Below are 12,843 nucleotides of genomic sequence, written 5' to 3' on the forward strand. Positions count from 1 at the left end.
AATTTTTCTAATGTTATAATAAAGGTATTAGAAAAATATAAAGGAGACTCATATGGCAAAAATCACTATTTTTGGACAAGGTAACATGGGACGTGCAATTGGGGGATTATTCTCTGAAGGTGACAACACCGTAAGCTACCTCGTTTCAGACTCACCACATGATCAACTTGGTGAAATTATTGTTCTTGCTGTTCCTTACACAGCGATAGCGCATATTCTTAGCGATTATAAAGATGAATTTAAAGGAAAAATAATCGTTGATCTTACGAATCCAGTTGATTTCACGACTTTTGACGAACTTGTAGTCCCTGCTGATCGTTCTGCTGCAGCTCTTATTGCTGAACAAGTTCCTGAGGCAGATGTGATAAAAGCTTTTAATACCAACTTTGCTGCCACACTTTCTTCAAAAAAAGTGGCTAATAATTTGAAAACAACTGTTCTTATGGCAGGTAATAGCGCTGAGGCTAAACATAAACTCGTTGACACATTAAAAACTAGTGGTATAGAAATGATGGATGCGGGCAATCTAAAACGAGCTCGTGAGCTAGAAGCGATTGGATTTTTGCAAATTTCCTTAGCGAATTCGGAAAAAATATCTTGGAATGAAGGATTTGGACTCTTCAAATAAGATATCATAAGCTTAAGTTAAGAAAGTTCTTCTAATCTATTAATAGAAGGCTTTTTAATATTGAGAGGCTTTTATTTAATTATGAGTTACTTTTAAAAACGATAAAGAACAGGAAAAATAAATTGGAAATTAGAGCATTAGAACGTACTGATTTAAAAAATATTCACATTATCAATAATAAAGCAGAAACAATGCGCCTGTGGTTTGAAGAACCTTATGAATCCTTGGATGAATTAACAAGCCTTTATGATAAACACATTCACGATAATGAAGAACGTCGCTTCGTCATTGATATAGAAGGTCAATTTGCTGGCATTGTCGAGCTTATGGCTATTGATTATATTCATCGTACTTGCGAAATTCAAATTGTCATTATGAGCCAATTTTCTGGTCAGGGATATGCTCAAAAGGCCCTCAAAAAAGGAGTTGATTACGCATTTAATACTTTGAATATGCATAAGGTTTATCTCTGGGTCGATGTCGATAACGCTCCAGCAGTTCATATTTACAAAAAATTAGGTTTTGAAATTGAAGGTACAATTAAAGAACAATTTTTTGCAGGGGGAAAATATCACGATAGCTATTTTATGGGAATATTGAAATCAGAATATTTAAAGGCAAAATAAAAAACAGGTAAATCACCTGTTTTTTTATTTATTTTTTCTTTTTGCCTTTTTTCATCTTTTTTTGAGCACGTTTCATAGCTTGCTTCATCGCAAATTCAGTCGCCTTACCTTTGAGACCTCCTCCAAACATGGAACTCATATCAGGTGTACTACCATTATTCGAACCCATCATTCCTTGTAAATCGCCAAGTGAAGACATATCAGGCATGTTTGAATTCATACCTGGCATGTTGGGCATTTTTCCGCCAGCGCCACCCATCATTTTTTGCATCATCGCATTCATATCACCATTCATGATGCCTTGCATCATTTCTTTAGATTGATTAAACTGCTTGATGAATTTGTTAACTTCGATAAAAGTATTTCCAGAACCTGCAGCAATACGACGTCTGCGCGCTGGTGAAAGTTCTACTTCCAGATGTCTTTCTTGGGGTGTCATAGACAAGACCATTGCTCTTTTTCTGGCAATATCTTTTGGATCAACTTTTACTTGATCTAAACCTGGCATCTGAGACATTCCTGGAATCATCTTCATGATATCTTCCATAGGGCCCATATTTGTCACTTGATCTAACTGTTCCACAAAATCTTCGTAGTCAAACCGATTTTCAGCCATTTTTTCAGCTAACTTAGCTGATTGTTCCTCATCATAATTGGCTTGAGCCTTCTCAATCAGAGTAAGCATATCTCCCATACCAAGAATACGTGAGCTCATACGATCTGGATAAAATATTTCTAAATCAGTTAATTTTTCACCAGTCCCGGTAAATTTAATGGGTTTTCCAGTAATTTCACGTATAGATAGAGCTGCACCACCACGAGTATCCCCATCAAGTTTAGTGATGATAACCCCTGTAATGTCAAGCTTTTCATCAAATGTTTTCGCAACTTGAGCTGCGACTTGACCAGTCATTGCATCTACAACGAGTAATATTTCAGTCGGAGTAGCGAGTGCCTTAATTTCCTGAAGCTCATTCATTAAGGTATCATCAATTTCAAGACGACCCGCTGTATCAATAAGAACATAATCTTTGCGTTCTTCTCTTGCTTTTGCTAAACCATTTTTTACGATATCAACTGGTTTTTGGCTAGTTCCTTCATCATAGACAGGAATATCAAGTTGCTCCCCTAGGGTTTTTAATTGATCTATCGCTGCAGGACGGTAGACGTCAGCTGCTATCATTAAAGGTCGAGCATCTTGTTCTTCTTTAAGTTTTTTTGCAAGCTTCCCTGCAAAAGTCGTTTTACCAGCCCCTTGTAACCCTACCATCATGATGATAGTTGGTATTTTTGGAGATTTAAGTAACTCAACTTCCCCACCACCTAAGATAGCTGTTAATTCTTCATCAACAATCTTGATAATTTGTTGAGCAGGGTTTAAAGCTTCAGAGACTTCTACACCAACAGCACGCTCTCTGATAGCTTTAATAAATTTTTTGACGACGGGAAGAGCAACGTCGGCTTCAAGAAGAGCAACACGAATTTCTTTCGTAATTTCTGTAACATCTGCTTCAGTAATTTTTTTCTTGCCACGCAGATTTTTAAATACATTCTGCAAGCGTTCAGTTAAGTTTTCAAATGCCATTTTTATTATCCAATTCTACTTTTTTACAATTACTTCATTATAACATTTCTTTAGAAAAATTTGAATACAGCAACAGCATTTGAGGTTTATTTTAGTCTGTTTTTCTTTGTAGGGACTGGAAGAAACTTTCCAAAAAGGACGCCAAACAAAAATGTGACTGATAAAAAAACATATTCTAGTTTTTCCAGCTTGTTGTGAGCAGAGGTGCCTGAGGGAATATTTGATTTTACGAAACTTTTAATAATTTTCTCTTGTGGTACTTGAACCGGGGTCTTAGGAATACCGTTTTTAGAGGTGGGTGCAGACATTGGTGCTGCAGCAGATAAAAGTGGCTTTTTCTTGTTTGAGGTAGGCTTTATTTGTCCTAAAAGTGTGGTGCATGGAACAATCTTTAATTTTGATTTCGCCTTAGACTGAGGCAAAAAACTTGGAATCACCATTGAAAAAGTTGGGTAGGCGAACCGTTTTAAGTTTTTTTGAGCCTTTAATTGGTCAGGCATCCATAAATTCTTTGAAGCTACCCCTCTCACAGGAATAACCGTTTTTGTTAGTCCAGTTTTCTCTGATGGATTATGAGTTGTTATACTACTTGATATGGAGAGCGATGAAGCTGCTGATACTGAAGGGTTTACCATAGTAAGCTCCGGACTTTCTATTAGGATAGGGCTAATATTTGTATTTTCTTCATTATTTTCTTTTTGAACTTCTTCTGATGAGCTTTTAGAAGGATCAGAATCTTGTACATTGGTCACAGCAAGATCAGGTATCATTCCAGAATCTTCTGTTGTTGGACTATCAAAGTTTGTTGCGTCTGTAGTTGTAGTTTCTAGCGATTTGATTTCATCTTGAGTGGGAGAATTTTCCGTTCCAGATAAACTTGGTGTAGAATTGCTATCATCCTGTTTTTCCACTTCCTCTTCAAGCGGTGCTTGGAGCAGCCAACTTTTTTGACAACTTCCTTCTGGACTTATGCTGACTGATCGTATCCCTGTTTCAGGAAGATCATCTAATTGATTGAATAGAAGACTTGCTTTATTAAGTGCATCGGATGGCCAGTATACCCCTGTTCCAAGTGTTAATGAGAGAACTGGACTTCCTGAAAAGGCAGCTGAACCTACTATTGTTTGAGCCGATGGGTCAAAACTGATTGTCGTGAGCTGATTACTTTGAAACGCTTTGCTCATGATATCCGTTACATTTTTTCCAATAGATAATGTAGTAAGTTGATTATTAGAAAAAGCACGGGTAGCTATTTTTTGAAGAGCATCGGGTAAAATAAGTTGTGATAACGCATTTCCTGCAAAAGCATCTGTTTTGATATTTTGTACTTTAGTGCCTAAAGTCACTTGTATCAATGCTTTTTTATAATAATCGGGAGCGGCTGTTGTAGTTTGAAAAGCGCTTGTATTAATATCCGACACATTATTCCCAATAACAACAGAATGAATCCCACTGTTTAAGAAAGCATAGGTCCCAATGGAAGTCACAGCATAACTCTTACCATTTACACAAAGGTTATCTGGGATGATTATGTCTACTCCAGGCTTTCCGCTATAAGTTGTTACTTCAGCAGTTTTCAGAGTGTCATCTAAAGTATAAGTAATCTGTTGCTCATCGGTGTAAGTCATATTAACGGTAGCGGCATGTGCTGCCCAAGAGGACAGTGAGACGGGAGAGCTCATCAAATAAGGATAAATCACACCTAAACACACACTTAGTGAGATAGAAACTTTAACTAATTGATTTTTTCGCATAAAAAACCTCCTAATCTTCTATACGAAAATAAGGAGGTTTTATCACTTTTATTTATTATTTTTTCTACCGTAACGTTTGTTAAGCTCTTGAGGTTGACGTGCTTCCATGACAACTGGCAATATAACTGGTTTACGTTTAGTTTGTTCATAAAGGAATTTTCCAAGTGCATCGCGGATACTTCCTTTAATTTCTGCCCAATCAAAATCTTTACCTGACAAATATTTATCAACCGTTACATTAACAAGTTCGCCCGCTTCTCGCATCAAATCACGGGAAGTTTTCACGTAGACAAAGCCGCGTGTATGAACACGAGATTTACTTACAATTTTACGTTCAGTCTTAGAAATTGTGATAACCGCAATGAAAATACCGTCTTCAGACAAAACCTTACGGTCACGCAAGACAACTGATCCAATATCACCTACTCCTGAGCCGTCAATCATTACATTTTCGGCTTGAATCACGCCAGAAGGGATCATCGCACCTTTTTCAAAGCTGACTGATTCACCACGTTTTGCAATAAAGATATGCTCAGGTAATACCCCCATCTCCATAGCTAAATTTGCATGAGCACTGAGTTCGCGATATTCTCCTTGAATAGGAATCAAATTCTTCGGACGCAAAATATCAATCAAAAATTGTAAGTCACGTGCATTGGCATGGCCCGAAATTTTTAAGTCCGAAGCCAACATCTTCATTACACCGCCGGCTTTGTAAATATCATTTTCAATACGAGCAATCATCGTTTCGTAAGAAACTGATGGACTTGTCACTGCAAGCACCAAGTCTCCTTCTTTGATTTTTACATACTTGTGACGACGGTGCGCCATATCTCCTAATGTTTTAAGAGGTTCGCCCATTCGACCAGTTTCCAAAATCACTAATTCATTATCGGGAAATTTTTTAATTTCGCTAGGTTTAATAATGGATTTACGATCAACAATACGCAATTTTTTCAGGCGCGTAGCCGTTTCAATGATTTGATCCATGTCTTCGCCTGTAAAGGCAACACGACGACCCAATTTGATGGCAACATCAATTGTTTGCTGAATACGTCCTAAATTCCCCGCATTACATGCAATGATAACGCGCCCCTCACTATCGTTGATATGATCATAGATTTTATCATAAATTTCATGTTCGCTCGCCGATTGTTGAGTAGAAAGGGCATTGGGTGAGGAAGAAAGCAAAGCAAGAACCCCATTGTTGCCTATTTCAGCTAAACGACGCATATTCGTGCGGTAGCCTTTTTCTACTGCAGGATCAAAACGGAAATCACCCGTATAAACCACATTACCTGATGGCGTCGAAATAACAATTCCGAGACTTTCAGGAATGGTGTGCGTAGTCGAGAAGAAAGAAATAACAGCTTGACCAAAATCGATCTCTGTATCTTCTGTTACCACATGAAAATCGTTAAATTTTCGGCTATCTGCATAATTTTTTACATTAATTTTAGCCAGTTCAATCGTTAATTCTGAACCAAAAACAGGAACTTTTAATTCAGAAACGATATAAGGAAGCGCTCCGATAGAATCTGCATGACCATGCGTCAAAAAGATTCCTGCTACCCGATCTGCGTTTTCTAACAGGTAGGTAATATCAGGAATAACAAAGTCTACTCCTAATTGATCCATCTCAGCGTATTTCAAACCTGCATCGAGAACAAAAATTTGTTCTCCGACTTCAGCTAGGTACATATTTTTACCGAACTCACGGACACCACCTAATGGGGTGATTTTAATATTTGACATAAAAACCTTTCTTATCAGTGTAATAATTTATTTTTTCGTTCAAAAAAGCTGACGTAAGTTACTGACAGACTGGTCAGTAAAATTTACGCTTCTTTTTAGCTGTTCCTTGCCGTATTCACTCTCGAAATCGGTCGAGTGGGACAAGCGATAAAAGATTGATTCTCTCTCGCAGAATCAAAATAAAAGAGGCTGGCTTTCCAGCCTCTACCGAGTATACACTTATAACAAGTTTAACCCAAAGTCGCCAAAAAATCAAGTTTCTTTCGCTGTAAACTTCTTTTGAAGACTTTAATTCAATTCTAAGCAAAATGAGCTATAATAATAAGAGAAGTCTTAACAAAAAGAAAGGAGAACCTATGACAATTACACTTTTAACACAAGTTGATTGGCTCATCCGTCTTATCATTGCTGGAATTTGTGGCTATGCGATCGGTTACGAACGAAACAGCCGTTCAAAAAATGCCGGAATTCGTACGCACCTGATTGTATCCCTTAGCGCGGCCTTGATGATCATTGTTTCTAAATATGGCTTTATGGACATCATTAACTTACAAGGTGTCGGTCTAGATCCCTCTCGTGTTGCTGCACAAGTTGTGAGTGGGATTGGTTTTCTTGGAGCAGGTATGATTTTTGTCCATAATCAATCTGTCAATGGCTTAACGACCGCAGCCGGCATCTGGGCCACTTCTGGTATCGGAATGGCTATCGGTTCTGGGCTATACTTTATAGGGGTTGCTGCAACTTTATTAATCATTATTTTCCAGATTATTTTGCACCAAAATTTTCGATGGACTAAAGCAGCGGTTAATGACCATTTGCATTTAAAACTTGCTGATATGGAAGGTTTTTATCGCGTTCAAGATAGTTTGAAAGAAAATAAGATTACACTTCTTAACCTAAAATTGGTTCGTCATCAAGACGGAACTTTCAGCGCTGATTTAAACTTGAAATTCCCTACGGATTATGATTCTGTCTTACTTTTAAAACATCTGGAGGCAAATGATAAGATTCAAAAAATAGAATTTTAGTAAATGCAACAGAAAAACCAGCACATCTGCTGGTTTTTTTATATAAAAATCTTTCAATACTGTATCCACTAAAAGAGCGGGTTAATTTTTTGTAGAATACTTTTGCTTTCATCAGCTGTACAAGCAACCAACGGCAAGCGGAGTCCCCCTACTTCGTAACCTTGGTGGTTTAACACTGTTTTGATTGGTGCTGGACTTGAAACGCTAAAAAGGGCATTGATTTTCGGTAAAATCTGCCGCTGGATATGGGCTGCCTTTTGGATAGAACCATGCTCTATCTCCTCAAACATTAGCGCTATCTCATCTCCCAAGATATGGCTTGCCACAGAGATTACCCCTTGAGCACCTAAGGCTTTCGCATGGAAAGCTAACCCATCTTCTCCAGTATATACCAGAAAATCTTCAGGACATTGGTCAATTAAAAAAGCCAGATTATCAGTGCTAGTACAGTCCTTAACAGCAATAATATTTTCGATTTCGGCCAATCTTAAAAGCGTTTCTGGTGCAATTTCCGTAATCACTCTACCTGGTATATTATAGAGAATAATGGGTAAGTCACTCGCCATTGCTATCGCTTTAAAATGCTGATAAATCCCCTCTTGGGTGGGTTTATTATAATAAGGGGTGACTGCAAGTCCTGCATCAATATAGCCAAGTCTAGCCACTTCTTTGACAAATTCGATGGAATCTCTGGTATCATTTGTTCCAATACCTGCAATTAAAGGAACACGCCCATCCACAATCTGATGTACTGTTTCAAAGATTTCTAGTTCTTCATCATGAGTCAATGTAGGGGATTCTGCAGTTGTACCCGCTAAAATCAACCCTTCTGTATGATGGGCCAGTAAGGCTTCAATTAATCGGGGAAATGCTTTGAAATTAATCGTTCCATCTTCATGAAATGGAGTGACTAAAGCAGTAATAATTCTTGCTTTTTTTAGTTTTTTTATTGTTTCTTTTGCTGGCATTTTCATCTCCTTTTGAGCAATTCGCTCTATTTGAGGGGTAAAAAAAGACCCCTGTTTATTGCAAAAGAGGCCCATAAAAGTTCGTCAAAAATGATTTTGATTAGCTCCCCTTTCTGTCAGAGCTGACAGAAAGACAGTTTGCAGGATTTAACCTTACAACCCAAGAAAAAGTCTGTGGAACTTTTCCTTTCGGCAAAAAACGCCGCCCTCAGCTTCCTCGCGTCCACCGCTCCACTGATTTTTTCGTTTTTGCAACCTCTAATATTGTTTGATTCATTATAGCACATTTACAGCCTCATAGCGAATGTTTTTTAGCTGGAAAGCTTTTAATTTTCTTCGTGCAACCATTTGATGAAATCTTCTAGAGGACGCCGATTAGGCAAATGCAGTGACACAGGAAGTTCATCAACATCAAACCAGTGAAGTTGTCTAACTTCAGCATCCTGTTTAAGAAGGCTCCCTGTAAAGTCTGAACACCGATAATAAATACAAGGCATATAAACTTGATCGCCATTAGGATAAGTCATGAAGCGATCCATACCAGAATAAACCCCAAACAATTGAAGTTCCCCCGCTTTAAGCCCGGTTTCCTCAAACAATTCTCGGCGAGCTGTTTGTTCTAAATCCTCACCCACTTCAATACCACCCGCATGCAAAGCCCACGCCCCATTGTCTTTACGCTCTTGAAACAATATGCGATGATCCTGATAGACAATTACTCCTGCACCAAGATAAATTAAAAGCTCATGGCCGACTTTTTTACGTAGCTCACTGATATAGCTCATTGTCTTTTTCCTGTTTGATAAAGTCTTTAAGTAAACGAGCATGCATAGAAAAAAGAGGACTAGGGAGTGGTTCATGGATATCAAACCATCGTAATTCAGTGACTTCTTCTTTTTGTGCTCTTAACGCTCCCGAAAAATCGCGACAAGTATACACAATGGTCGGAAAATAAACTTCATCACCATTTGGATAAGTCAAAAAACTATCTTCTCCGGAATAAGCTCCGAAGAAGTCCAACGCATTGGCTACAAGTCCACTCTCTTCATAAAGTTCTCTTTTTGCCGCCTCTTCAAAAGTTTCTCCTGGATCAATACCACCCGCATGTATCCCCCATCCTAGACCATCCGTGCGTTTCTGAAGGAGGACTTTTCCCTCTTTAACAATTATCACACCGCTTCCCACACCAATAAGTAAGTCGTGGCCAATCTTTTCGCGTATTTGACTGATATATCCCATTTACTCAACCTTATTTCAGTTCAAATTTTAACTCATGAGTTGGTCTAACTAAGCCACGCTCATGTAACGTTTCAGCAATTTGAACAGAATTCCAAGCTGCTCCTTTGAGTAAATTGTCAGAAACCACCCAAAGATGAATCCCATTTGCTGCATCCAAATCCCGGCGAATACGACCTACAAAAGTTTCACGACGACCAACTGAATTAATGGCTTGTGGATAAATTTGATGAGCAACATCATCTTCTAAAACAGCTCCTGGGAATTCAGAAATCAAACGTTTAACCTCAGCAATATCTGCTACTTTTTTCGTTTCAACATAAACTGACTCAGAATGACCGTAAAGAACTGGAATTCTGACACAAGTTGCCGAAACCGCAATTGAATCATCTTCCATGATTTTCTTGGTTTCATTTGTCATTTTCATTTCTTCATAAGTATAAGCGTTGTCAGTAAATACATCAATTTGTGCAAGCGCATTGTAAGCAATTGGATAATGTTTTTTATCTCCAGCAGACGGTAAAATTTCTGCTGACAATTCTGTCAGTGCTTTTCCATCAAGTGCTTCTTGGAGTTCACGATTTGTTTCATTAATTGCTGATTGACCCGCACCAGAGACCGCTTGATAAGTGCTGACAATTACTCGCTCAAGCCCATAAGCTTGCCGAATCGGCTCTAAAGCAACCATCATTTGAATCGTTGAGCAATTAGGACAGGCAATTATTCCATTGTGTTTTTCCAAAGCATGTGCATTAACTTCTGGAACAACCAAGGGAACATTAGGGTTTTGACGGAAAAATGAGGTATTATCTACGACAACAGCTCCAGCTTTCACAGCATAAGGGGCATATTTTTCTGATACTGATCCTCCGGCTGAAAAAAGTGCAATATCAATGCCTTCAAAACTATCCTCAGTCAGTTCTTCTACAACAAGCTCTTTATCTTTATAGGTGACAATTTTACCAGCGGAACGTTTACTCGCCAAAGCGTGTACCGTCTTAATCGGAAGAGTTGATTGAGCAAGTTGTTCAAGCATACGTGTGCCTACTGCACCTGTAGCGCCAACAACTGCGATATTATATTGTGTCATAATTGTCTATCCTTTTCAGTAAAATTATCATTATTATAACGCTTTTAAAGGATAAGAGCAAGAAAAAATCTGCCAAGGTTGGCAGATTTTCTTTTTGTTAGTTAAACATCAACTTAAAGACTGTTGCGGCAATTACAGCCCCTACAATTGTAGCGACTACAGGTACCCAAGCGTACCACCATTTTGCGTCTTTATTTTGTCCTACTACTGATTGTGGCATAAAGCTATAAACGAGTCGTGGACCAAGGTCACGAGCTGGGTTGAGTGCTGCACCAGTTGGACCACCAAAGGCAGTAACCAAACCAACGAACATCAAACCAATAGCTAAGGCTCCAACCATTTTTGCTGAAGAAGCCCCTGAAACAGAAGCCCAAATTTGACTCACGGTATCACTTGATGTCACATCAGCCCCTTGTTGTTGTGCATAACTTGTCATCCATTTGATGGATTCTGCACCAAAGAAGTTTGTGGTAAAGCTAAGGATACCAAAGACAAAGACAAACATCCCGATTACTTCATTTACAAATCCATTGAAAATAGCTTTAGCATGCGTCCCGCCATTTTCTAAAGCATTCGTTGTAGCAAAAGCTCCAAGCGCAATTGCTCCGTCATTTGTTTTGGCAAAGTATTCTTTATAAATTGCTACAACGAGCAATTGACCAATGATTGCACCAATAAGTTGTGCCAAAACATATTGAGCAACGTGTGCCCAAGGGAAATAGCCAGCTGAAGCAAGCCCAATAGTAATCGCAGGGTTGATATGTGCACCAGAGACATTAGCAAAGGCAAGAACTGGGACTAGAATTGCAATTCCATATCCCCAGGCGATCGCAAGGCCCCCCATTCCTTCATTTTTAGAGCCTTTTAAAGTTACTCCTGCAATTGTACCGTTACCGAGCAGAACAAGGAGCATTGTCCCCAATCCTTCGGCAAGGTACTTCACCATCCATGAAACATCCATGATAATTTCCTTCCTTTTTATAAAAATAATAATGATGTCAACACTTTTATTCTATCATATTTTTCTTAACTTATACTAATAATAAGATTTTCAAACAGGTTAAAAAATAAAAAGCCTCCGAGAGAGGAGGGCTTTCTCATAAATATTTATTTAAAAATTGAGCAACAATTTGTTGATAAAGGGCTTGGTCTGTTTCGTAAGCTTTAGCATGCCCCGCTTTTGGAACGATTAAGACTTCTTTTGGAGATGAAGTCGCAGCAAAGTTACGATGGACCATTTCTGTTGGCACAAATTGGTCATCTTCTCCATGAATAAACAAAAAAGGTCGCGTATTTTTAGCTAGCTGGTTGAGGGAAGAAACTTCTTTGAAATGATAGCCCGCCAAAAGTTTAGACCAGAAGGACAAGAGGTAAACAAGTGGGAAAGCTGGTAAATGAAAATCATGTTTGGCTTTAAACACAATTTCATTCCAAAGTGTATCGTAACCACAATCAGCGATGAAGCATTTCACTTGAATAGGAAGTTGTTCTCCTGAGACCATCATCGCCGAAGCGGCGCCCATTGAAATTCCGAACATCGCAATTTCTGCTGTACTCTCTTTTTCAATAATTTTATTCATCCACCGCTTGTAATCATCCCGATCAAGCCAGCCAAAACCAAGGTACTTTCCTTCTGCTTCTGCGCTCGCACGATAAGCAGGAATTAATACATTATAGCCTAATTCATGAAACATCCACCCATAGGCAGCAAAACGATCTCTGATAGAATGATAGCCATTCGCAACAATCACGGTCTTTGATGTCGGCTGATCAGCTGGTAAGTACCACGCATGTAATTTGAGGGCATCTTGTGTTTCAATCGTCCATTCTTGCGGCTGAGCCTCAACAAAACGTTTCCCATCTGCATAAAGAGGGTGACTACTTGCGACTTGCGCAATCACGCGTTTACTTTTATGAACCACCACATAAAAGATGAGCAAGGAGCTTAAAAGCAACAGGACTAAAATTCCAAAAATAATTCCAAAAACAATCATGCTCTTATTATATCATAAGTCATCTACGGACCCTCAAGTAAATCACACTCACAAAAAAAGATACCATTTTTCAATGGTATCTTTATCAGGCACTCGAAAGTGTGCCAAAAAGGTTCACACAATTTGACAAATACTCACCAATCCTTGGCGGAAAACCCAATTTCCCAGTATTCCTGTGC

12 protein-coding genes are annotated in these 12,843 nt (G+C 38.7%); 3 read left to right on the forward strand and 9 right to left on the reverse strand.

Translation table 11 applies throughout. The features are described 5' to 3' along the window. The first annotated feature begins 52 nt into the window (after positions 1–52). Entirely contained in the window at positions 53–628 is a 576-nt protein-coding gene (locus JW886_RS07355; protein ID WP_205871719.1) for an NADPH-dependent F420 reductase, read from the forward strand. A 122-nt stretch (positions 629–750) separates the two neighbouring features. Then, complete coding sequence (locus JW886_RS07360; protein ID WP_205272163.1) at positions 751–1,254, forward strand: GNAT family N-acetyltransferase; 504 nt, start codon at positions 751–753, stop codon at positions 1,252–1,254. 28 nt (positions 1,255–1,282) lie between these two features. On the opposite strand, the gene ffh is transcribed toward JW886_RS07360, so the two are convergent. The 3 genes from ffh to JW886_RS07375 all read right to left on the reverse strand — a co-directional run bounded on the left by ffh (position 1,283) and on the right by JW886_RS07375 (position 6,348). Further along, positions 1,283–2,839, reverse strand: a complete 1,557-nt coding sequence (gene ffh / locus JW886_RS07365) for a signal recognition particle protein (RefSeq protein ID WP_075525404.1) — start codon at positions 2,837–2,839, stop codon at positions 1,283–1,285. Between the two features lie 86 nt (positions 2,840–2,925). Continuing rightward, on the reverse strand, positions 2,926–4,593 hold the full coding sequence (locus tag JW886_RS07370) for a leucine-rich repeat domain-containing protein (RefSeq protein WP_205871720.1): 1,668 nt from the start codon (positions 4,591–4,593) through the stop codon (positions 2,926–2,928). A gap of 48 nt (positions 4,594–4,641) precedes the next feature. Beyond that, complete coding sequence (locus JW886_RS07375) at positions 4,642–6,348, reverse strand: ribonuclease J (protein WP_205871721.1); 1,707 nt, start codon at positions 6,346–6,348, stop codon at positions 4,642–4,644. A gap of 356 nt (positions 6,349–6,704) precedes the next feature. Between JW886_RS07375 and JW886_RS07380 the strand changes: the two genes are divergently transcribed. Continuing rightward, a complete protein-coding gene (locus JW886_RS07380) occupies positions 6,705–7,376 on the forward strand; it encodes an MgtC/SapB family protein (protein WP_075525401.1) in 672 nt (223 codons plus the stop codon). A 68-nt stretch (positions 7,377–7,444) separates the two neighbouring features. On the opposite strand, the gene dapA is transcribed toward JW886_RS07380, so the two are convergent. From dapA to JW886_RS07410, 6 genes are all read right to left on the reverse strand, one after another. Beyond that, positions 7,445–8,344 (reverse strand): 4-hydroxy-tetrahydrodipicolinate synthase, encoded by a 900-nt coding sequence (gene dapA / locus JW886_RS07385; protein ID WP_200407146.1) that lies wholly within the window; start codon positions 8,342–8,344, stop codon positions 7,445–7,447. A gap of 326 nt (positions 8,345–8,670) precedes the next feature. Further along, positions 8,671–9,129: an NUDIX hydrolase gene (locus JW886_RS07390; RefSeq protein ID WP_205871722.1), complete on the reverse strand. Its 459-nt coding sequence runs from the start codon at positions 9,127–9,129 to the stop codon at positions 8,671–8,673. Next, the gene (locus JW886_RS07395) at positions 9,113–9,583 is read right to left on the reverse strand and encodes an NUDIX hydrolase (RefSeq protein WP_205871723.1); all 471 of its coding nucleotides are present in this window, start codon (positions 9,581–9,583) and stop codon (positions 9,113–9,115) included. The genes JW886_RS07390 and JW886_RS07395 overlap by 17 nt, the downstream gene beginning before the upstream one ends. A 10-nt stretch (positions 9,584–9,593) precedes the next feature. Then, positions 9,594–10,670 (reverse strand): aspartate-semialdehyde dehydrogenase, encoded by a 1,077-nt coding sequence (locus JW886_RS07400; RefSeq protein WP_205871724.1) that lies wholly within the window; start codon positions 10,668–10,670, stop codon positions 9,594–9,596. A 97-nt stretch (positions 10,671–10,767) separates the two neighbouring features. Continuing rightward, positions 10,768–11,631, reverse strand: a complete 864-nt coding sequence (locus JW886_RS07405) for an MIP/aquaporin family protein (RefSeq protein WP_075525396.1) — start codon at positions 11,629–11,631, stop codon at positions 10,768–10,770. Between the two features lie 136 nt (positions 11,632–11,767). Further along, a complete protein-coding gene (locus JW886_RS07410; protein WP_205871725.1) occupies positions 11,768–12,664 on the reverse strand; it encodes an alpha/beta hydrolase in 897 nt (298 codons plus the stop codon). Between the last annotated feature and the right edge of the window lie 179 nt (positions 12,665–12,843).

Origin of the sequence: Lactococcus taiwanensis, assembly GCF_017068355.1 — a bacterium.
Classification (GTDB): Bacteria; Bacillota; Bacilli; order Lactobacillales; family Streptococcaceae; genus Lactococcus; species Lactococcus taiwanensis.